Below are 21603 nucleotides of genomic sequence, written 5' to 3' on the forward strand. Positions count from 1 at the left end.
CCGCCCTCGCGCGTCCGCAGGGCCTGGTTGATCCCGCAGTCGTCGATCCCCTCGGCGCACCGGCCGCTGAGGGTGTTGCTGAAGACGGCGACGCTCGTCTCCTGCTGGAGGCCGGCGACCGCGACACCGTTGTTGCCCGCGGCGGCGTTCACGTTGCGCCTCCCCCCGGACAGCTGGCGGACCGCACTGGCGATCGAGGGGGCGTTGGCCGTGTTGCGGCCGTCCGTGACCTGTCTGGCATGGCCCTTGCCGGGTCCGTCGCCGTGCCCGGCGTACGGCGCGGCCAGCACCTCAGCCGGCGACAGCGACATGCCGGCGACGAGGGCCGCGACGGCCAGCGACCGGACCCCCGAGGCCCGACAAAACAGGTCAATCACCCTGATAATCGCCATTGATATCCCGCCGGTTCGTTGATTTCGCCCCATCGTCATACCCGCCGGCCGCAAATTCCCCGGCAGCCCCAGCCCATGACTCCTCCCGTACGGGTCGCCGGGGGCTGAGTGCGCCGGACGGACCCACGCCCCATAGGGTGCGGCGTATGACGGCGAAGCGACCTCCGAACGCCAGCTCCGACAGCGGCATCCGCCGGGCACTCGCACGGGCGCGGGACGGCAAGACGCTCGACCTCGCCGAGGCGGCGATCCTGCTGCGCGCCCGCGGCGACGACCTCGACGCATTGCTCGTGCACGCCTCGCGGGTCAGGGACGCGGGCCTGGAAGCCATCGGACGGCCCGGCGTCATCACCTACAGCCGCAAGGTGTTCATCCCGCTGACCCGGCTGTGCCGGGACAGATGCGGCTACTGCACGTTCGCCACCGCCCCGCACAAGCTGCCGAGCGCCTTCCTGTCCCCGGACGAGGTGCTGGAGATCGCCCGCCAGGGCGCCGCGATGGGCTGCAAGGAGGCGCTGTTCACGCTCGGCGACCGCCCCGAGGACCGGTGGCACCAGGCGCGCGAGTGGCTCGACGCCCACGGGTACGATGACACGCTGTCGTACGTCCGGGCGATGGCGATCCGGGTGCTGGAGGAGACGGGGCTGCTGCCGCACCTCAACCCCGGCGTGCTGACCTGGAAGGACCTGCAGCGGCTCAAGCCCGTCGCGCCGTCGATGGGCATGATGCTGGAGACCACCTCGCGCCGGCTGTTCACCGAGAAGGGCGAGGCCCATTACGGCTCCCCGGACAAGGACCCGGACGTACGGCTGCGCGTGCTGGAGGACGCGGGCCGCTCCAGCGTGCCGTTCACGACGGGCCTGTTGATCGGCATCGGCGAGACGGTCGAGGAGCGCGCCGAGTCGATCTTCGCGATCCGCCGGGTCGCCAGGGAGTACGGCGGCGTCCAGGAGGTCATCGTCCAGAACTTCCGCGCCAAGCCGGACACGGCCATGCGCGGCATGCCCGACGCCGACCTGCACGAACTGGCGGCGACGATCGCGGTGACACGGCTCGTGCTCGGCCCGAAGGTCCGCGTGCAGGCGCCGCCCAACCTGATCGGCGAGGAGTACGCGCTGATGCTGCGGGCGGGCATCGACGACTGGGGCGGGGTCTCTCCGCTCACGCCCGACCACGTCAACCCCGAGCGGCCGTGGCCGCAGATCGACGACCTCGCCGCGCGGACCGGCGCCGCCGGGTTCACGCTGCGCGAGCGGCTCACGATCTATCCCGAGTACGTGCTCGCGGGGGAGCCGTGGCTCGACCCCCGGCTGCGTGAGCACGTCGCGGCGCTGGCCGATCCCGCGACCGGGCTCGCGCGGGAGGACGCCGTGCTCCTCGGCCGCCCCTGGCAGGAGCCCGACGGCGGCCTCGTCACCGGCGGACGGGCCGACCTGCACACCGCCGTCGACACCGAGGGCCGCACGGGCGACCGCCGCGCCGACTTCGACAGCGTGTACGGCGACTGGGACGCCCTGCGCGAACGCCTGCCCGGCGGTCGACGGGACGGGTCCGTCAGGGCGGACGTCCGGGAGGCGCTGCGGCAGGCCGAGGCGGACCCGGCGCGGCTGACCGACGAGCAGGCGCTGACGCTGCTCGACCTCGCCGGGGACCAGTCGGGGGCGGGCGCCGACGACGCCGGTCTGGACGAGCTGTGCCGGATCGCCGACGGGCTGCGTCGCGAGGCGGTGGGCGACGACGTCACCTACGTCGTCAACCGGAACATCAACTTCACCAACGTCTGCTACACCGGCTGCCGCTTCTGCGCGTTCGCCCAGCGGCGCACCGACGCCGACGCCTACACGCTGTCGCTGAGCGAGGTGGCCGACCGGGCGCAGGAGGCGTGGGAGGCCGGCGCGACCGAGGTGTGCATGCAGGGCGGCATCCACCCCGACCTGCCCGGCACGGCCTACTTCGACATCGCCCGCGCCGTCAAGGAACGCTGCCCCGAGATCCACGTGCACGCGTTCTCGCCGATGGAGGTCGTCAACGGCGCCAGCCGTACGAACCTGTCGGTCGAGGAGTGGCTGCACGCGGCGCGGGAGGCGGGGGTCGACTCGCTGCCCGGCACGGCCGCCGAGATCCTCGACGACGACGTCCGGTGGGTGCTGACCAAGGGCAAGCTGCCCACCCGGGAGTGGATCGAGGTCATCACCACGGCCCACCGGGTCGGCATCCCGACGACCTCGACCATGATGTACGGCCACGTGGACACCCACGAGCACTGGGTGCGCCACATCCGGTTGATCCGGTCGATCCAGGAGGAGACGGGCGGGTTCAGCGAGTTCGTGCCGCTGCCGTTCGTCCACCACAGCGCCCCGATCTACCTGGCGGGGATCGCCCGGCCGGGGCCGACCGCGCGGGAGAACCGGGCCGTCCACGCGCTGGCGCGGATCATGCTGCACGGCGCGATCCGCAACATCCAGTGCTCCTGGGTCAAGCTGGGCGACGACCTGTGCCGGGAGGTGCTCGCCGGAGGCGTGAACGACCTCGGCGGCACGCTCATGGAGGAGACGATCAGCCGGATGGCCGGCTCGGAGAACGGCTCCTACAAGACGATCAGCGAGATCGCGGCCATGGTCGCGCCGACCGGTCGCCCGCCGCGCCAGCGCACCACGTCGTACGGCCGGCCGAGCGAGGAGCGCGCCGAGGCCGCCCGGCGTAGTGACGGCGTGTGCCAGTCCGTCCGCGGTGTGCGGTTCCTGGAGACGCCGCAGTTCGGGCGGCAGCCGATCGGGTAGCCCGTCCGCCGCCGCGTGATCTCCAAGCCGATTGCAAGATCGTGATCTTAATGTTGGTCGGCATGGAAAGACGGCTGGTGCTCGGCGTCCTGCTGATGACGGTCCTCGGCGGATGCGGGGTCCTGGAAGAGGGTGTGATGAGCGGCTCGGTGAGCGAGGGGCGGGACGAGGATCCCCGGGAGGCCGGACCCGGGGAGGTCGAGCGCGGCGTGCTGAAGGGGCGGGTGGCCGACGAGCGGGGCCGCCCGATCGAGGGGGCCGAGGTCGTCGCCGACAACCAACTGCTCTACGACAGCAACGAGGTCGTGCGGACCGGCGGCGACGGCCGCTACCGCGTCGCCACGAACATCGGGGCGACCTTCCACGCGTCGGCGACGATCACCAGGCGGTACAACGGCCGGGAGTACTCGCTGAGCCTGGCGCCCGACGACGACGCGCCGTTCGCCGGGCCGAGCGGCGCGATCAGGAACTTCACCTGGAAGCTCACGGGGGAGAAGCCCGACGGCCTCGGTTTCTACGGAGGCAAGGTGCTGTTCCGCGTCGACCTGAACGACCAGCTCGACGCGGGCGCCTTCCTGGAGGACGAGAAGGTGCGGCTCACCCTCGTGCCGGACGGTCCGCTGATCGACGGCTCCGAGGGGAGCCGGATCGTGCGGACGGCCACCCGGAACGGCGACGGCTCGGGCCTGGAGGACGTGCCCATCGGCCGCTATCGGATCACCGCCGACTACGAGGGCCGCCCGCTCGCGGTGAAGCTCCGCGGCGCTGCCGGCTACGCGCAGGAGGTCGTCGCCGACTTCACCCCCGTCATGACCGGCGTCTACTGGATCGAGCTGGAGCTCGGGCTTCCCCGGGGGTGACGACGCCCGCCAATTGGACGCCGCCTAATTGGACGCCGTGTAATTGGACGCCGTGTATATAACAAGTTCTACGTTGCTCTTGCGCGGGGCGCGGGGGTGATGGGCAGAATCGTGACACTCGGCAGCGCACAGTGACCGTTCCAGGAACAGGCGCGGCGCCGTGGAGCGCCGGCCACGAGAGCCCCACGAGAGCACACGAGAGCCACGAGAACTGGGGAGGACCCGCACGTGCCCTCCGGTCGTCACCGGGCCGCCTTCACGGCCGAGCGGCGCCGCCGGCAGGCCGGCTGGAAGGGCGCGGTCGCGGTCCTCACGGTCGCGGCGATCATCGCGGGCGGGGCCTATCTCTTCCTCACCCGGTCGGCAGGAACGTGTTCCGCCCGGGATCCGATCCTCGTGAGCGTCGCGGCGGCGCTGGACGTCGCACCGCCGGTGATGGACGCGGCCGGGCGGTTCAACGCCTCGGGCGCGGAGGTGGAGGGGCGGTGCGTCCAGGTGCAGGTGGCCGAGCAGCCGCCCGCGCCGGTGCTCCGCACGCTGATCGGCGACCGGGCCGGCGTGCTGCCCGACCGTCCCGACGGCTGGATCGCCGACTCCTCGGTGTGGGTGCGGCTGGCCCGCAAGCAGGGCGGGCAGGACATCGCCGCCGACGAGACCGTCGTCGCGACCTCCCCGCTGGTCTTCGCCACCCGCCGCTCGCTCGCCGAGCGGTTCGCCGCCGGGGGGACGGCCATGAGCTGGGACATGGTCTTCCCCGCCACGGTGCGGGGACGGCTCCAGCCCACCGAGCACGAGCCGGACATCGTGCGCATCCCCGATCCGTCGGTGTCGGGGGCGGGGATCGCGACCGTCGCGGCGGCCCGCGACATCGCCGGCACGGGTGAGAAGGCGGACCGCGACCTCACGGCGTTCGTGCGGATGGCGCAGTCGGGCTCGGCCCCCGACTACCGCAGCATGCTCGGCGCGGTGGACGCGCCGGGCTTCTGGTCGCGGCCCGTGGTGATCGTCCCCGAGCAGTCGGTGTGGGCGCACAACCACGAGGGCCACGCCGAGCCCGTGGTCGCCCTCCAGCCCGAGGAAGGCACGATCGACCTCGACTATCCGTACGTCGTGACGGCCGCCGACCCCGACCGGGCGGCCGCCTCGCGGCTGTTCGCGGCGTGGCTGCGGTCGCCGGCGACGCAGGAGGCCGTACGGAAGGCCGGGTTCCGCGGCGCCGACGGGCAGCCGCCGTTCCCGGCGGGCGACGACATCGCGGCCGAGCGGCCGCGCCCGCGGCAGTCGATCACGGCCGAGGTCATCGACGAAGCGCTGGAAGCATGGAGCAGGCTGGCTCCGCCGAGCCGGATCCTGGTGCTGGCCGACGTGTCGAAGGACAACGCCGAGCCGATCAGGGCGGGCGGCGAGACCCGGCTGGACGTCGCGGTCGAGGCCGCCAAGCTCGGCCTGCAGCTGTTCCCCAACGAGACCCACATGGGCCTGTGGGAGTTCGCCCGCGACCTGAAGGGCGGCGCGGACCACCGCGAGCTGATCGGCCTCGGCCCGATCACCGAGCCCGACGGCGGCCAGGAGGAGATCCGCAGGACGGCCCTGTTCCGGGTGGCCGACGGAATCAAGGCCCAAGACGACCGGAGCGGCGCGCTGTACGACGCGATCGACGCGGGCTTCCGCTCGGTGTCGGAGGGCTACGACCCGCTGATGAGCAACGCCCTGCTGGTGCTCACCGCGGGCGTGGACGACGGGAAGGGCGTGTCGCGGCGCGAGCTCGTCGACAGGCTCCGCAAGGAGTGGGACCCGGACAGGCCGGTGCAGATCATCGTGGTCGCGTTCGGCAAGGCGGCCGACCGGGCGGCGCTCGGCGAGATCGTCTCGGCCACCAACGGACAGCTCTACGTCGCCCAGGAGCCGGGCCAGATCATCGACGTGTTCCTGTCGGCGCTGGCCCGGCGGCTGTGCCACCCCACGTGTACCCGGAAGTGACGTGTACCCGGAAGTGACGTGCACCCGGAAGTGACGGTTACCTGGTGACGTAGAAGTCGGCCGGGTCGCGCGGCGGCCGGTCCCTCGGCGGCGCGGCGGGATGGCCGATGGCCACCGCGCCCATGGGGTCCCAGTTCTGCGGCAGGCCGAGCACCTTGCGCACCACGTCGCGGCAGAACATCGTGGACGACACCCACGCCGAGCCCAGCCCCTGCACGGCGAGCTGGACCAGGAAGTTCTGCACGCCCGCGCCGGTGGCCACCACGAACATCTCGCGCTCGGCGGCGTTCCTGCGTCCGTCGCGGTAGGTGTGCGAGCCGTCCATCACCAGGCACGGCACCGCCAGGTAGGGCGCGTTCCTGAGCACGTCGCCGCGCCGGATCCGCCGGGCGATCGACTCCTCGGAGAAGCCGTCGGAGCGCAGGTCCTCGATCCAGGCGTCCCGCATCGCGTCGAGCAGTTCCGTACGCGCTTGCGGCGTCTCGAGCAGCACGAACCGCCAGGGCGTGGTGTGGTGCGGGGCGGGCGCCGCGATGGCGGCCGCCACGGCCCGCCGTACGGCGGCCGGGTCGACCTCGCGGGCGGAGAACTCGCGGATCGTGCGGCGGGCGAAGACGACGTCGGCCGAGCCGAACCGGAACATGTCCTCGTCGGCGGGGCGGACGAGCACCCGCCCGCCCGGGCCGTCCTCGTCCGTCACCAGGCCGCCCAGCCCGCGCACGACGGCCACCGGAACGCCGGACAGCTTGCCCTTCGCCAGGTCGCCCGCCGCCGCGATCTCGTCGACCAGTGCCGTGACGGTGGCGTTGAGCGGGTTGCCGTAGGGGTCGACGCCGCCGCGCAGGTCCTCCAGCGGCCGCACGCCGGCCGCGCCGATGGCGACGTCGGTCAGGCCGTGCCGCCAGGGCCGGCCGAAGGTGTCGGAGACGATCACTCCGACGCGCACGCCGAGCCGCTCGCGCAGCCCCCGGCGGATCCGGCCCGCCGAGGCGTCCGGGTCCTCGGGAAGCAGCAGCACGGTGCCGGGGGAGGTGTTCGAGGCGTCGACGCCGGCCGCGGCCATCACGTAGCCGTGCCGCGTCTGCGCGATGACCGTGTCCCCGCGCCGCGCGACCACGCGCGCGGTCTCCTCCTCGATCGCGGCCGTACGGCTGTCGCCTTCGCGGACGCGGCCCTCGGCCTTGCTCACGATCTTGGAGGTGACGACCAGGATGTCGCCGTCCCGCAGATCGGGCGCGGCCCGCGCCACGAGCTGGGCGATGTCGTCGCCGGGCCGCACCTCGGGCAGGCCGGGCACGCCGCTGACGGTGATCTGGGGCATGTGCTCCTCTGACATCTGAATTCAGGACTTGAGTGACTGGGCCAGGGCGAGGGCCGCGGCGGCGATGTCCCGCGTGGCCTCGGGGCCGCTCATCAGGAGCGGGCGGGCCTCCACCACCACGCCGTCGAGCGCGACGCCCTTGTCCTCCTCGGCCACGAGCCAGCCGTCGAGCAGGGCGGAGCCGTACAGCTCCAGCACGGCCTGGGCGCTCGTCTCCACGCCGATCGCGGTCAGGCAGGCGTCGGCCATGCCGCGCACCGGGGCGCCGCCGATGATGGGGGAGACGCCGACGACGGTCTTGGCCTCCAGCGCCGCCCGGATGCCCGGGATCTGGAGGATCGTCCCGATGCTGACGACCGGATTCGACGGCGGGAGAATCACGACGTCCGCCGCCGCGATGGCGTCGAGGACGCCCGGCGCGGGCCGGGCCTCGTCCGCGCCGACGAGCACGATCTGCTCGGCCGGCACCGAGGCGCGCAGCCGCACCCACCACTCCTGGAAGTGGATCGCCCTTCTGCCGTCCTCGTCGGAGACGACCACGTGGGTCTCGGTGCGGTCGTCCGACATCGGCAGCAGCCGCACCCCCGGCCGCCACCGGTCGCACAGGGCCTCGGTCACCTGTGAGAGCGGATATCCGGCCGCCAGCATCTGGGTGCGGACGATGTGCGTGGCGAAGTCCCGGTCGCCGAGGCCGAACCACTGCGGTTCCATGCCGTACGCGGCGAGCTCCTCCTTCACCGTGAACGTTTCACCGGCCCGTCCCCAGCCCTGTTCCTCGTTGATGCCGCCGCCCAGCGTGTACATGACCGTGTCGAGGTCGGGGCACACGCGCAGGCCGAAGAGAGTGATGTCGTCGCCGGTGTTGCCGATCACGGTGATGTCGGAATCGGGGGCCGCCGCCTTGAGACCTCGGAGGAATCGGGCGCCGCCGATTCCTCCGGCGAGGGACACGATGCGCATGCCGTCAGTCTTCCATCGGCCGTACGCGGCATCGCCGACACCCACCCCGGGAGTGGGATGAACAGCCATATGTAGGGTGTGTTCGGCTTGTGAGGTTGTTGGGTCTGCCGACGCTTAAGTCAGGCATGTGCAAAACTTCCCCGAGTGCCGTTTGGACCGATGGGGGTAGTCGTGCTCAAGGTCGATACCGGCCGGCTCCGCGAGCCGGCCGCGTGGACGATGCTGGCGGTGGTGATCACCGGCATCCTCGTGAGCATCGCGCGCTTGCTGATCGGCTCGTCGCCGAGCAGCACCTTCGGCGTCCGTGCGGCGATGAGCCTGCACTCTCTCGTGTCCCCGCTCACGACCGCGCTCGCGGTCGGCGCCGTCCTGCTCGTCGCCAAGGCGGGCGCGCCCACCCCCCGGGCCCGCCTGGTCTCGCTCGGCGCGGCCGGGTCGCTCGGTCTCGGCGTCGTCTTCGGCGTGATCGGCGTGCTGGGCGTGCTCGTGGGCGACCTGCTGACGTTCCGCGACCGGTTCGAATACCTCATCACCGGACTGCCGATGATCGCGCTCGCCGTCTTCGGCGCGCTGTTCGCGTCGAGCACGGCCGCGGCGCTGCAGTCCGCGGCGGAACCGGTGGGCGACTACTTCGGCAGGCGCGAGGACGCCCACCCGCCCGTGTCGTACGCTCCGGCGCTGCCGCAGGGTCACCAGGCCCCCCACCACCAGGCCCCCCACCACCAGGCCCCGCAGGGGTACGGCGAGGCACCCGTCGTCGGCGCGATGCCCGGCCAGCAGGCACCGGTACAGCAGGCACCGGTACAGCAGGCACCGGTGCAGCAGGCACCGGTGCAGCAGGCACCGGTGCAGCAGGCACCGGTGCAGCAGATGCCCGCTCAGCAGGGTCCCGGCCGGCAGCAGTTCGGTCACCCGGCTCCGGGCGAGCCGCAGAACGGCCCCCAGAGCGCGCCGCACATCGCCTCGCACGCCGCTCCCGCACACGCCGCTCCCGCACACGCCGCCCCCTCGCACGCCGCTCCCGGCGGTCACCAGAACGGCGCGCCGACCCCGCCGCACAACCTCCCGCACCCCGGCCAGTACGACGCCCCCCACCAGAGCCACCCACAGGGCCAGCCGCAGAGCCAACCACAGGGCCAGCCGCAGGCCCAACCCCAGCTGCCGCCCGCCGAGCACCGGTACGCCGAGCCCCAGCAGTACGCCGACCAGTACCCCCAGGAGCAGCACGGCCAGGGCGCCTTCGGCCAGGAGCGGCCCCAGGACGTCTACGGCCAGGCACACGAGCCGCAGCACTCCTACACCCCCGCGCCGACCGCCCCGCAGCCCCCGCCGTTCGGGCAGCCCGACGCCCCCGCTCATGGCTCCCATGGTCAGGGTCAGGGGCAGGCGCAGCAGCCGTGGCAGGGCGAGCAGCAGCCCGGGCCGTCGCTGCAGGACGTGCAGACCGGCGCCCACTACGCCGACTACGGCGCCCAGGGTTACCAGCAGGAGCGGCCGACCACCGGCGCGTACGGCACGCAGCCCGAGGCGGCCGCGCCCCAGCGCTCCGACTACTCCCCGCCGCAGGGCCCGGTGTTCGACCAGTACGGCTACGCGGGACAGCAGACGGAGACCGGCTCGTTCGGGCAGTTCCCGGCCGTTGCCCCCGGCGCGTCCCACACCGGGTACGACCAGCCCTCCTACGACCAGCCCTCTTACGACCCCCCCAAGCAGGACCAGCCGTACGGGCAGGGGTCGCCGTTCTCCGGGTACTCCGGCCAGGCGTTCGCCCGGCAGGCCGCCGAGCACGCCGGCACGGGCCCGGCCTTCGACGCTCCCCCCGCGTACGAGGGCCCGGCCGACCCGAGGGAGCAGCAGCTCGCGCAGGCCTACCAGCAGGCGCAGAGCTACCAGAAGATCGCCCTGCCGGATCACCCCACCGGTCCGCAGGACCTGCCGGAGTACTACGACAACCCGCTCGGTCACCCCCAGTCCGAGCCCGCGCCGTTCCAGCCGCCGGCGGCCGACCCCACCGAGCAGACCGTTCGCTTCGACCCCTCCGCCTACCACGGAGACCCCCTCAGCGACCCGCTGCGCAGGGAGGAGCCGCTCGACCCCACGGCGATCTACACGCCGGACCGGTCGCAGGCAAAGTATGAGGAAGGTTCCGCCCCCGATCAGGCAGGCCGCGGAACCGACCCCAACCTCCCTTGGTATGGTTCCGAACGCTGATAGGACCGTAGATCGGGGCATACGAACCGGGGCGAGCAGGTCTTTCCCCGGGTATCGTTATGCCGCTTGACGCCACACGCGCCACGCGCGTGTAATTACAGACATGTTGTTACGCCTTCCCGAGGGTGGGTATAGGGCAGGCGTTTTTATGGGGGGCTCCATGTGGGCGGGCGAGCGACAGGGAGGTGTGCAATGACCGATCTGGTCATGGCACAGGCGCTCGATGGTGAAGATCTGGGGTGGCAGGAGCGCGCTTTGTGTGCGCAGACCGACCCTGAAGCGTTCTTTCCTGAAAAGGGCGGTTCCACCAGGGAAGCCAAGAAGGTGTGCCGTTCGTGTGAGGTGCGCGCCGAGTGTCTTGAATACGCGCTTCAGCATGACGAGCGTTTCGGCATCTGGGGCGGCCTGTCCGAGCGGGAAAGGCGCAAGATGAAGCGCCAGGCCGTCTGACGACGACGCCGGGCGGGGCCGCGCGCTGGGCGTGCGGCCCCGCACGCATGTCCGGGGAGTGTCCCGGATGGTGCTGACGTCCTGTTTCGCCTGGATGTGATCGGGTGAGTCCGGGTTGCCGTATCGTGGTCGGCGCTCAGCCGTACGACCCCCCTAGGACTCGACGTGCACTCGGTGACCGCGATCGTCGTCGCCCACGACGGCGCCCGCTGGCTCAAGGAGACGCTGGCGGCGGTGCTGCGCCAGACCCGGCCTCTCGACCGTGTCGTCGGCGTCGACAACGGCAGCCGTGACGGCAGCGGGAAGCTGCTGACCGAGGCGTTCGGGACGGGCAACGTGCTGACCCTGCCCCGGTCCACCGGGTTCGGCGAGGCCGTCCACGAGGTCCTGCGGCGGCTGCCGCCCGCGCCGGGCCAGGAGTGGGTCTGGCTGCTCCACGACGACTGCGCGCCCGACGCGAACGCGCTGCAGGCCCTGTTGTGGGCGGCGGAGCAGGATCCCAAGGCCGCCATCCTCGGCCCCAAGCTGCGCGACTGGCTCGACCGGCGGGTGCTGCTGGAGATGGGCGTGACCGTCAGCAGGTCGGGGCGGCGCGACACCGGCCTGGAGCCCAGGGAGTACGACCAGGGGCAGCACGACGGCATCGCCGACGTCCTGTCGGTCTCCACGGCGGGCATGCTGATCCGCAGGGACGTCTGGGACGAGCTGAACGGCCTCGACACCGCGCTGCCGCTGTTCCGCGACGACCTCGACCTGTGCTGGCGGGCGCGTACGGCCGGGCACCGCGTGCTCAACGTGAGCGACGCGGTGGCCTGGCACGCCGAGGCGGCGGCGCGGCGGCGGCGCAGGATCGCCACCAGCGACGAGCATCCGCGCAGGCTCGGCCGGCGCAACGGCCTGTTCGTCCTGATGGCGAACCTGCCGTTCGGCGCGTTCGTGCGGTCCGTGCTGCGCAACGTCGTCGCGTCGACGCTGCGGGCCCTGCTGTTCCTGCTGGCCAAGCAGCCGGCCAACGCCCTCGACGAACTGGCCGCGCTCGGCTCGGTCATCGGCCGTCCGTTGCGCCTGCGGCGGGCCCGCAAGGCCCGCAGGAAGGGCAGGAAGCAGGGCTGGCCCGCGATCCGGCGCAAGCTCACCCCGCCGGGCGCCGCGCTGCGGCGGCTGGCCGACATGGTGCAGGGCTTCCTCGCCGGAGCCGGCCCGGTCGACTCGGCGGGCCGCCACCACGCGGCCGCGGACCGCGCCCAGGAGGACGACGGCGACGAGTTGCTGACCGACTCCGGCGGCGTCCAGCGCGTGTTCGGCAGCCCGGTCGTGGCGCTCGGCCTGATCCTGGCCGCGATCACGCTGGCCGCCGAGAGGACGCTGCTGTCCGGGCTCCTGTCCGGAGGACACCTGGGTGGCGGGGCCCTGGTGCCCGTCACCGGCGGCGCGTCCGACCTGTGGCGGCTCTACGTCGAAGACCACCACGTCACCGGGCTCGGCTCGCAGACCTGGGCCCCGCCGTACGTCGCCGTGCTCGCCGGGCTGTCGGCGGTCGCGCTGGGCAAGACGTGGCTGGCCGTCGGCGTGGTGCTGCTCGGCTGCGTGCCGCTGGCCGGGATCTCGGCGTACGCGGCGACCAAGCGGATGATCCCGTACACGCCCGCGCGGGTCTGGCTGGCGGCCACCTACGCCCTGCTGCCGGTCGCGACCGGCGCGGTGGCGGGCGGGCGGCTGGGCACCGCGATCGTGATCGTGCTGCTGCCCGTCTACGCGGCGCTCGCCACGCGCGTGATCGCCGGGTCGCGGCGGGCGGCCTGGGGTTTCGGCCTGCTCCTGACCGTGGGCACGGCCTTCGTCCCGCTCGTGTACGTGCTCGTGGCGATCCTCGGCGGGCTCGCCGCGGTGTCGTTCGGCGGCATCCGCAGAGGCGTCAGGCGGTCGCTCGTAATCGGCCTCGGCACCCCGGTCGTCCTGCTGTTCCCGTGGCTGGCCGAGATCGTCCGGGCGCCGGCCCGGATCCTGCTCGAGTCCGGCCTGCACGACAGCCGTCTCGTCGACCTGCGGCTCGGCGCCGAGTCCCTGCTCATGCTGAGTCCCGGCGGGCCGGGGGTGCCGCCCGTGTGGACGACGGCGGGCCTGATCGCGGTCGCGCTGGCCGCCCTGCTGCTGCGGCGCCACCAGATGGTCGTCGCGATCGGCTGGGGCGTCATGCTCTTCGGGCTGCTGGTGGCGATCGTGGTGAGCCGGATCGACGACACGGCGTGGCCGGGGGTGCCGCTGGCGTTCGCGGCGACCGGCCTGCTGGTGGCCGCGGGGCACCAGGCGCACCGGATCGCCGAGTTCCGCGCCGCCGGAGGGCTGCGCCGCCTCGGCGCGATGCTCATCGTCGTGGTCGCCTTCGCGACCCCGCTCGCCGCCGCCGCGCTGTGGGTGACGAGGGGCGCGGACCGCCCGCTGCGCGGCGACCTGAGCGACCCGGTGCCGGTGCTCGCCGCGCTCCAGTCGGCGCCCGGCGAGGGGACGCTCCTGCTGCGTTCCAGGGACGACAGGGTCGGCTACACGCTGCTGCGCGGCCGTGGGCCGCTGATCGGCGAGTCCGACCTCGAAACGCCCCGGGAGGCGAGCGCCCGTTTCGCGACCGCGGTCGCCGGGCTCGCCTCGGGCCGGGGCAGCACGTACGTCCAGACGCTCGCGTCGTCCGGAGTCCGCTTCGTGACGGTGCCCGGCCCGGTCGACCCGGCCCTGCAACGGGCGCTCGACTCGCAGCCCGCCCTGGTCAGGGTGAGCCTCTCGGAGACGGGCGGCCTGTGGCGCGTGGCGGGTCAGGTGACGGTGCCCCCGCCGCCGGCGACCGCGGGCGCGCTGCACCGGGGCTGGCTGTGGGCGCAGGGCGCGCTGCTGGTGCTCGTGCTGATCCTGGCCTCGCCCGGGGCCCGCACGAGAGAGCCGGAGGGCGACTACGCCGAGGTGCCAGAGGAAGGGCCACGAGGCCGCCGCCGGGCGAAGGAAGATCGGGTGCCCGCGTGAGGAGACTGATCGAGAACCGCTTCGGCCTGCTCGCCTTGGTGCTGGTCGCACTGGGCGCGTTGTACGGCGTGGCCTACGTCAGCCGGCCCGCGCCGGTCGCGCAGGCGCGTCCGCAGGCCGTCAGGGCGCCGGTGGAGTCGGTGACCGCCGTGTGCCCGGCGCCGTCCGGCAGCCGGGTGAGCGTGGTGACCCCGGCGGACCCCGAGCGTCCCCAGACCCCCGGGAGCGCCACCCTCTCGGCGATCAAGGCGCCGGAAAAGGGCGGCGGCGGCAAGGACGACGTGATCGACCGGGTCGGCCTGCTGTGGCAGCGTGACATCGCCGCCGGCGGCGGCCCTCTCGTGGTGGACGCCACCGGTTCGATGGCCGCCGGGCTGGAGAGCGCCCAGACCGCCCGGGAGACGTCGGGCACCCAGCGCGGGCTCGCCGGGGTGCGCTGCGTCGAGCCGGGGGCCGAGAGCTGGTTCGTCGGGCCGGGGCCGGCCGCGGCGGAGATGACGCTGTACCTCGCCAATCCCGACTCGGCCCCGGCCAACGTCTCGTTCATGGTCTACTCCGGAGAAGGCCCGGTGCTGAGCGAGCGGGGCAACGGCGTCGTCGTCAAGCCCGGCGAGCACCGCGTGATCAGGCTGCGCGATCTCGCGCCCTCCCCGCTGATCATGGCCCTGCAGGTGAGCACGAGCAGCGGCCGGGTGGCCGCCGCGGTGAAGGCCGTGCTGGGCGAGGGCAGGGGCGTCGACTGGCTGCCCGTCGCCGCCGCCCCCGCCACCCGGGTCGTCGTCCCCGGTGTCCCCGGCACCGCCGGGAAGCGGGAGCTGTACGTCGCCGCGCCGGGGGAGCGGGACACGGTCGTGCGGATCAGGGCCGTGCTCGAGGACGGCTCCTACGCGCTGAAGAACAAGGAGACGCTCGAGGTGCCGGCCGGCTCGGCGTCCTCGCTCGACCTGTCCACCGGCATCGGCGGGCAACCGGCCGCGCTGGTGGTGGAGTCCGACGTCCCGATCGTGGCGGGCCTCAAGATCACCGGAACGGGTGCCAGGCAGGACGTCGCCTTCACGGCCGGCACCGCCTCCGTCGACCTCGGCAGCGTCGTCGCCGACGGCCGGGCCGAAGGCAAGCAGACCTCCTGGCTGGTGCTCTCGGCGCCGTTCGCGGCGGCCGCCGTGGAGGTGCGGCTGCTGCCCGTGAAGGGCGAGGCGCCGGCCCCGATCGAGGTGACGCTGCCCGCCGCCCGCACCAAGGAGCTCAGGCTCGCACCTCCCAAGGGCAGCAAGGGCGGCTTCAGCGTCGTCGTACGGCCGAAGCCCGGCTCGGGGCCGGTGTACGGCGGGCGCGTCCTCGACGAGGCGGCCAAGGACGGCCAGATGGTGACCGCGCAGCCGCTGGCCATGGCCAGGACCTGGGCGCTGGTGCCGCCGACCGTCGACTCCCCGGGCGTCGTGCTGCCCTGACGGCTTCAGTGCCGGTCGTCGTAGCCGGGGTCGATCGTCTCGGGGGTGAGGCCCAGCAGGCTGGCCACCTGCTCGACGACCACGTCCAGGACCAGCGTGCCGAGCTGCTCGCGGTCGCGGGCCCGCGCCTCGAGCGGCCGGCGGTACAGCACGACGGCGGCGGGCTCGTCTCCCGAGGCCGACTCGGCCCGCCCGAGCGGGATCGGGTCGGAGGACAGCCGGGCCGGCCCGTCCACGAGCTCGGCGGCCGGCGGCACCTCCTCCACCGCGAACTCGACCGACGCGAGCTGGGTGCCCCACCGCGGCTTCAGCCGGTCGACCGCGTCGAGCACCAGGTCGTCGAACCGCTCTCCACGGGACTTCGCGATGGGAACGTGCGAGGGTGCCAGGGGGCCGCGCATGCCGCGGCCGTGCCGGTCGCGCCGGCGCACCCGCCGCGCTGGATCCGGCCTGTCACCGCTCCGATCGCTCACGCAGCCAGCTTAAGGCCCGTCCCGTCGGCGCGGTGGATCCCGCGGGTCGTGTCCGCTTTGCCCATCAACGTCATATCGACTTCAGAGAACGCTGAATTGTGGCGACACGGTCAATAAGAGCGGCGGGGTGGTGGCAATGTGAACGCGGACCGGATACGGTCCCTCCGTGAGCCCCGTCCGCAGCTGTTCCCGTACCGCCTGCAGGCAGCCTGCCGTCTTCACACTCACGTATGTCTACGCCGACTCGACCGCTGTACTCGGCCCCCTGGCGACGTACGTCGAGCCACACTGTTACGACCTGTGCGCGGAGCACGCGGAACGGCTCACCGCGCCCAGGGGATGGGAGGTCGTGCGCCTTCCGTCCGATTCCGTCGCCCCGAGCGGGGACGACCTGGAGGCTCTGGCGAACGCGGTCCGGGAGGCCGCGCGCCCCGCTCCCGCCGCCGGCGAGCCCGTCGGTCAGGCGGTCGAGGTGGGCCGCCGTGGTCACCTGCGGGTGCTCAAGTCCGCCCAGCCGAACAGGGAGCGATGACACCCCGCGGTGAGTTCGCGCGCTCCGCGTTGGAGAGCCCGCTGTGCGGGCAATCGGGCGCTATAGGCTCAGGTGCGAAGACTAACGACATTTAGGGGCGTGCAGTGGCCGACCTCAGCAGGATCTTCAAGGCGTACGACGTGCGCGGCGTGGTGCCGGACGAGCTCGACGAGGAGATCGCACAGGCCGTAGGGGCGGCCTTCGTGGAGCTGACCGGTGCGACCTCGGTGGTGATGGCGCACGACATGCGCCCCTCCTCGGGCCCGCTGGCCGCGGCGTTCGCCCGGGGTGCGACCTCCCGGGGCGCCGACGTGGTCAACGCCGGTCTCGGCTCGACCGACATGCTCTACTACGCCAGCGGCAGCCTGAACCTGCCGGGCGTCATGTTCACGGCGAGCCACAACCCGGCCAAGTACAACGGCATGAAGATGTGCCGCGCCGGGGCGGTGCCGGTGGGCACCGACACCGGCCTGCTGGAGATCCGCGACCGCGCGGCCGAACTGCTCGCCTCGGGGCTGGGCGGCACGCCGGGCGCGGGCGCGGTGACCGAGCGCGACCTGCTGGAGGGCTACGCCGCCCACCTCAAGACACTGGTCGACCTGTCGGGCATCCGGCCGCTCAAGGTGGTCGTGGACGCCGGCAACGGCATGGGCGGCTACACCGTCCCCGAGGTCTTCAAGGGCCTGCCGATCGAGCTGACCCCGCTCTACTTCGAGCTCGACGGCAGCTTCCCCAACCACGAGGCCAACCCGATCGAGCCGGAGAACCTGCGCGACCTGCAGAAGGCGGTCGTCTCGCAGGGCGCGGACATCGGCATCGCCTTCGACGGCGACGCCGACCGGTGCTGGGTCATCGACGAGCGGGGCGAGTCGGTCTCACCGTCCACCGTCACGGCGCTGGTCGCGGTGCGCGAACTGGCCAAGAACCCCGGCGCCACGATCATCCACAACCTGATCACCTCCAAGGGCGTGCCGGAGATCGTCGCCGAGCACGGCGGCAAGCCCGTCCGCACGCGCGTCGGCCACTCGTTCATCAAGGCGGAGATGGCCCGCACCGGCGCCGTCTTCGGCGGGGAGCACTCGGCCCACTACTACTTCCGCGACTTCTGGTTCGCCGACTCGGGCATGCTGGCCGCCCTGCACGTGCTCGCGGCCCTAGGCGAGCAGGACCGGCCGCTGTCGGAGGTGCTGTCCCGCTACTCGCGCTACGCCGCGTCCGGGGAGATCAACAGCAGGGTCGAGGACCAGGCCGCGGCCCTGGCTCGGGTACGCGAGACCTTCGCGGGCCGGGAGGGTGTTACCTTCGACGAGCTGGACGGACTCACCGTCAGCGGTCCGGACTGGTGGTTCAACCTGCGTCCGTCCAACACCGAGCCGCTGCTCCGGCTCAACGCGGAGGCCGCCGACGAGGAGAAGGTCGCCGCCGTCCGGGACGAAGTGCTCGCCGTGGTAAGGAGCTGACGACGTGAAGATCGACGACTGGCTGCTGGACATTCTCGCCTGCCCGGCGTGCAAGTCCCCGCTCCGCGCCGTGCCCGACGCGGACGAGCTGGCCTGCACCTCGGAGTCGTGCGGGCTGGTCTACCCCGTGCGTGACGACATCCCGGTGCTCCTCGTCGACGAGGCCCGCAAGGCATGACCGCTGCCGGAGGGGCCCGGTTCGAGCCCGACCGGCTCGACGACCAGGCGTACCTGATGGAGGGCGACCCCTCCGGCATGCTCCGTTCCGTCGCGTCGTCGGCGGCCCAGATGCGGGCGGCGTACCGATCGTCCCTGGAGAACGGCGTGGCGCGGATCGGGCGGGACGGCCGCCCCCGCGCGATCGTCGTGGCGGGCATGGGCGTCTCCGCCCTCGCGGGCGACGTCCTGGAGGCGCTGTGCCGTCACGGCGCCCCGGTCCCGGTGGTGACCGTGCGCGGCCACCGGCTGCCCGGCTGGGCCGGCGCCGCCGATCTCGTGATCGCGGTCTCCCGCTCCGGCCGGACCGAGGAGACCCTCGCCGTGACCGCCGAAGCCGTACGGCGCGGCTGCGCGCTCGTCGGCGTGGGCGCGCCCGACACGCCGCTTTCGGCCCTGGTCGCGCGGGCGGGCGGGCCGTACGTGCCGGTGGGCGGCGCGACCGGGGTGGCCGGACAGCCGAAGGCCACGCTGTGGTCGCTCGTGGTGCCGCCGATCCTGGCGGCGGCCGCGCTCGGCCTGGTCTCCGTGGGGGAGAGCGAGTTCGAGTCGGCGGCCACGCGGCTGGAGGACCTGGCTCATCGCTGCCGCCCGTCGAGCGAGTCGTTCATCAATCCCGGCAAGACGCTGGCGATGGAACTGGCCGGGACGCTTCCGCTCATCTGGGGCACCTCGCCGCTGGCCGCGGTGGCGGCCCGCCGCCTGGCCGACCGGCTCGGCGGGAACGCGGGCTACCCGGCGATCTGGGGAGAGCTGCCCGAGGCCGCGCACAATCAGATCGTGACGTTCGACGGCCCTCTGGCCGGCCGGGACGTCTTCGCCGACCCGTTCGCCGACGAGCCGGGGGAGAGCCCGCGGCTGCGCCTGTTCCTGCTGCGCGACGTGGAGGAGCATCCCCTGGTGGCCACGTCCCGCGCGGCCGCCGTACGGCTGGCCGAGGACCGGGGCGTACCTGTCTCCGAGATCATGGCCGAGGGCGCGCACCCGCTGGACCGGCTCGCCGCCCTGGTCGGCCTCTGCGACTACGCGAGTGTCTACCTCGCTCTCGGGTACGGGATGGACCCGGCATCGGCCGCGGCGGAACTCCGGGCGAGGATTTCCCAATAGGATCGCTTCGGCCGTTCGATTTGAGGAGTTCAACGTGAGTGCGGGTGGCGGTACCAAGGCGATCCTCGCGGCGCTCGGCGCCAACCTCGCCATCGCGGTGGCGAAGTTCGTGGCGTTCCTCTTCACCGGGTCGTCGTCGATGCTCGCCGAGTCGGTCCACTCGGTGGCCGACTCCGGCAACCAGGCGCTGCTGCTGCTCGGCGGCAAGCGCGCCGCCAAGGGGAGGACCCGCAAGCATCCCTTCGGCTACGGCCGTGAGCGCTACTTCTACGCCTTCGTCGTCGCCGTGGTGCTGTTCACGATCGGCGCCCTGTTCTCCCTGTACGAGGGCTGGCACAAGCTCAGTGACCCGCACCCCGTCGAGTCGCCGCAGTGGGCGTTCGGCGTGCTGATCTTCGCGATCGTCGCCGAGGGCTTCTCGTTCCGTACGGCGATCAAGGAGTCGAGGGAGCACAAGGGCAAGGAGTCCTGGGTGTCCTTCATCCGCAGGGCCAAGGCACCCGAACTGCCCGTCGTGCTGCTGGAGGACCTCGGCGCGCTGCTGGGCCTGGTCTTCGCGCTGTTCGGCGTGGCGATGGCCGTCATCACCGGCAACGGCATGTGGGACGGCGTCGGCACCATCATGATCGGGGTGCTGCTCGCGATGATCGCGGTCATCCTGGCCACCGAGACCAAGTCGCTGCTGATCGGCGAGAGCGCGACCCCCGAGGTGGAGGAGAAGATCTGCGCCGCGCTGGAGTCCGCTCCCGAGGTCAGCCGGGTCATCCACCTGCGCACCCTGCATCTCGGTCCGGAGGAACTGCTGGTCGCCGCGAAGATCGCGGTCGAGCACGACGACACCGCGGGCGAGGTGGCGCGGGGCATCGACGAGGCCGAGCGCCGCATTCGTGAGGCGGTTCCGATGGCCCGGGTGATCTACCTGGAGCCGGACCTCTACCGGGCGGACGCCGCCTCGGGGCAGCGTACCGGCGCATAAATCCTCGTTACGGTCAGCTGTTTCTCGCTGCGCGCCGTAACTGAAATGTGATGCTGAGTCACTTCAACCTCCGCGGTACCGATCGGTAACTTTGCTCTTGCATTTGACTGGTTCCCCCCAGAGGTGACTCATGGCTCAACAGGGACGCGTTCGGCAGGGACGCGTGCGTTGGAAGCGCTTCGCGCTCGTCTTCGTGCCCGCACTCGCGGTCGCGTCCGTGTTGGTCGGCGCGACCGCCGAGGGGGCGATCGGCGCGTCGTTCGTGGTCTCGGGTGACACGTTCAAGGTCTCCGCGGACACCCTGCAGGGCCAGGGCTTCGTCCAGTACGGCAGCACGGTCGAGAACAAGAAGGGCCAGAAGATCCCGGTCGCCGTCTCCGGCATCCGGAAGGCCACTCTGACCAACATGTGCCAGACGGTCCTGGTGAAGTCGCCCGTCGGCGCCGTGACCATCCGGATCACCGCCGGCACGGGCAAGGACCCGGTCACCGCCGAGAACATGATCGTCGACGCGTCGCAGATCGAGGGCAACGCGGTCTTCACGAAGCTGGAGGCGGGCCGCGACGCCAGCGCCCTCGACCAGCTGCCGGGCGCCGCGGGCGCGGCCGGCATGTTCGGCCAGCAGGCGAGCGGCATCACCATCAAGGACTTCCGGCAGGTCTCCTGGTCGGTCAACGCGGCGACCTTCAAGCTGCCGGGGCTGAAGCTGGCGGTGGAGCCGGGCGAGCACGAGTGCTTCTGATGCGGGTGCTTCACATGGCCGGACACACGCTCCCCGGCGGGCGGCGATGAGCGGCTCCTGGCGGCGGTCGCGGCCGTTCTGGGGCGGCCTGCTGGTGCTCGCGGCCGGCCTGGAACTGCTGAGCATTCCGTTCGCGACCCAGGCCCTGCCGCTCGTCATCCAGTCGGGCACGATCGGCGCCACCTACCTGATCTCGCTGGTGCTGATCATCCTCGGCCTGATGGTCTGGCTCCAGCCCGACAAGCGGGCCTTCCTCGGCGTGGTCGCCGTACTGATCTCGATCGCGTCGTTCGTCTACGCCAACCTCGGCGGCTTCCTGATCGGCATGCTGCTCGGGCTGGTCGGCGGGGCGCTCGCGGTCGCCTGGACGCCCGCCGAGACCACCGCCGAGACCACCGCGGAGACCACTGCGGAGACCTCCGTGGCGGGAGGCGAGATCACCATCACCGAGCGCCGGGTGGTCAGCGGCGACGAGCGGCTGGAGGCCACACGGCCCCAGCGGCCGGTGGCCGAGCCCCCGGGCGAGGGCCCGCGCGTCCTGGTGGCCCGCGTTCGCGACGCGTCCGCGTCCCGGCCGGAGGGCGAGAGCCCCGGCGGCCCGGATGACGGTGACGACCCTGACGGCGGTCCTGACGACGGGCCTGGCGACGCTCCGGCCGCACGCCCCCGTCGCCAGGAGC

Annotated in this window: 18 protein-coding genes; 14 read left to right on the forward strand and 4 right to left on the reverse strand. The window is 72.6% G+C overall.

What is annotated here, in order from left to right; translation table 11 throughout:
- On the reverse strand, positions 1 to 377 hold a 377-nt coding region (locus AB0J39_RS27150), incomplete at its 3' end, for a hypothetical protein (protein WP_363469454.1).
- 161 nt (positions 378 to 538) lie between these two features.
- Here AB0J39_RS27150 and AB0J39_RS27155 point away from each other — a divergent pair.
- From AB0J39_RS27155 to AB0J39_RS27165, 3 genes are all read left to right on the forward strand, one after another.
- A complete protein-coding gene (locus AB0J39_RS27155; protein ID WP_363469456.1) occupies positions 539 to 3172 on the forward strand; it encodes a bifunctional FO biosynthesis protein CofGH in 2634 nt (877 codons plus the stop codon).
- Positions 3173 to 3234: 62 nt separating this feature from the next.
- Positions 3235 to 4032 carry a carboxypeptidase-like regulatory domain-containing protein gene (locus AB0J39_RS27160; RefSeq protein WP_363469458.1) on the forward strand — a complete coding sequence of 266 codons (798 nt, stop codon included), beginning with the start codon at positions 3235 to 3237 and terminating at the stop codon, positions 4030 to 4032.
- A gap of 228 nt (positions 4033 to 4260) precedes the next feature.
- The gene (locus AB0J39_RS27165) at positions 4261 to 6012 is read left to right on the forward strand and encodes a substrate-binding and VWA domain-containing protein (RefSeq protein WP_363469460.1); all 1752 of its coding nucleotides are present in this window, start codon (positions 4261 to 4263) and stop codon (positions 6010 to 6012) included.
- A gap of 37 nt (positions 6013 to 6049) precedes the next feature.
- On the opposite strand, the gene AB0J39_RS27170 is transcribed toward AB0J39_RS27165, so the two are convergent.
- On the reverse strand, positions 6050 to 7333 hold the full coding sequence (locus AB0J39_RS27170) for a coenzyme F420-0:L-glutamate ligase (RefSeq protein ID WP_363469462.1): 1284 nt from the start codon (positions 7331 to 7333) through the stop codon (positions 6050 to 6052).
- Between the two features lie 21 nt (positions 7334 to 7354).
- Positions 7355 to 8293 carry a 2-phospho-L-lactate transferase gene (cofD, locus tag AB0J39_RS27175; RefSeq protein WP_363469464.1) on the reverse strand — a complete coding sequence of 313 codons (939 nt, stop codon included), beginning with the start codon at positions 8291 to 8293 and terminating at the stop codon, positions 7355 to 7357.
- A gap of 171 nt (positions 8294 to 8464) precedes the next feature.
- On the opposite strand from cofD, the gene AB0J39_RS27180 reads away from it, so the two are divergent.
- From AB0J39_RS27180 to AB0J39_RS27195, 4 genes are all read left to right on the forward strand, one after another.
- On the forward strand, positions 8465 to 10504 hold the full coding sequence (locus tag AB0J39_RS27180; RefSeq protein ID WP_363469466.1) for a hypothetical protein: 2040 nt from the start codon (positions 8465 to 8467) through the stop codon (positions 10502 to 10504).
- A 192-nt stretch (positions 10505 to 10696) separates the two neighbouring features.
- Positions 10697 to 10954 carry a WhiB family transcriptional regulator gene (locus tag AB0J39_RS27185; RefSeq protein ID WP_346230073.1) on the forward strand — a complete coding sequence of 86 codons (258 nt, stop codon included), beginning with the start codon at positions 10697 to 10699 and terminating at the stop codon, positions 10952 to 10954.
- A 165-nt stretch (positions 10955 to 11119) separates the two neighbouring features.
- The gene (locus tag AB0J39_RS27190; RefSeq protein ID WP_363469468.1) at positions 11120 to 13966 is read left to right on the forward strand and encodes a glycosyltransferase family 2 protein; all 2847 of its coding nucleotides are present in this window, start codon (positions 11120 to 11122) and stop codon (positions 13964 to 13966) included.
- Positions 13963 to 15417, forward strand: coding sequence for a DUF5719 family protein (locus AB0J39_RS27195; protein WP_363469469.1), 1455 nt, complete (start codon positions 13963 to 13965; stop codon positions 15415 to 15417). The genes AB0J39_RS27190 and AB0J39_RS27195 overlap by 4 nt, the downstream gene beginning before the upstream one ends.
- A gap of 5 nt (positions 15418 to 15422) precedes the next feature.
- Here the strand turns inward: AB0J39_RS27195 and AB0J39_RS27200 are convergent, their stop codons facing one another.
- Positions 15423 to 15890 carry a metallopeptidase family protein gene (locus tag AB0J39_RS27200; RefSeq protein WP_363469471.1) on the reverse strand — a complete coding sequence of 156 codons (468 nt, stop codon included), beginning with the start codon at positions 15888 to 15890 and terminating at the stop codon, positions 15423 to 15425.
- Positions 15891 to 16056: 166 nt separating this feature from the next.
- On the opposite strand from AB0J39_RS27200, the gene AB0J39_RS27205 reads away from it, so the two are divergent.
- From AB0J39_RS27205 to AB0J39_RS27235, 7 genes are all read left to right on the forward strand, one after another.
- Positions 16057 to 16422, forward strand: coding sequence for a DUF3499 domain-containing protein (locus AB0J39_RS27205; protein WP_363469472.1), 366 nt, complete (start codon positions 16057 to 16059; stop codon positions 16420 to 16422).
- A gap of 104 nt (positions 16423 to 16526) precedes the next feature.
- The gene (locus AB0J39_RS27210; protein ID WP_363469474.1) at positions 16527 to 17882 is read left to right on the forward strand and encodes a phosphomannomutase/phosphoglucomutase; all 1356 of its coding nucleotides are present in this window, start codon (positions 16527 to 16529) and stop codon (positions 17880 to 17882) included.
- 4 nt (positions 17883 to 17886) lie between these two features.
- A complete protein-coding gene (locus AB0J39_RS27215; protein WP_076432865.1) occupies positions 17887 to 18060 on the forward strand; it encodes a Trm112 family protein in 174 nt (57 codons plus the stop codon).
- The gene (locus AB0J39_RS27220) at positions 18057 to 19205 is read left to right on the forward strand and encodes an SIS domain-containing protein (protein ID WP_363469476.1); all 1149 of its coding nucleotides are present in this window, start codon (positions 18057 to 18059) and stop codon (positions 19203 to 19205) included. The genes AB0J39_RS27215 and AB0J39_RS27220 overlap by 4 nt, the downstream gene beginning before the upstream one ends.
- Before the next feature lie 34 nt (positions 19206 to 19239).
- A complete protein-coding gene (locus tag AB0J39_RS27225) occupies positions 19240 to 20181 on the forward strand; it encodes a cation diffusion facilitator family transporter (RefSeq protein ID WP_363469478.1) in 942 nt (313 codons plus the stop codon).
- A gap of 163 nt (positions 20182 to 20344) precedes the next feature.
- The gene (locus AB0J39_RS27230; RefSeq protein ID WP_363469479.1) at positions 20345 to 20923 is read left to right on the forward strand and encodes a DUF6230 family protein; all 579 of its coding nucleotides are present in this window, start codon (positions 20345 to 20347) and stop codon (positions 20921 to 20923) included.
- A 46-nt stretch (positions 20924 to 20969) separates the two neighbouring features.
- Positions 20970 to 21603, forward strand: a 634-nt coding sequence (locus AB0J39_RS27235; protein ID WP_363469480.1) for a DUF6114 domain-containing protein, incomplete at its 3' end; no start/stop codon positions are given.

Source organism: Microbispora sp. NPDC049633, from assembly GCF_040675265.1.
In the GTDB taxonomy this organism is placed as follows: Bacteria; Actinomycetota; Actinomycetes; order Streptosporangiales; family Streptosporangiaceae; genus Microbispora; species Microbispora maris.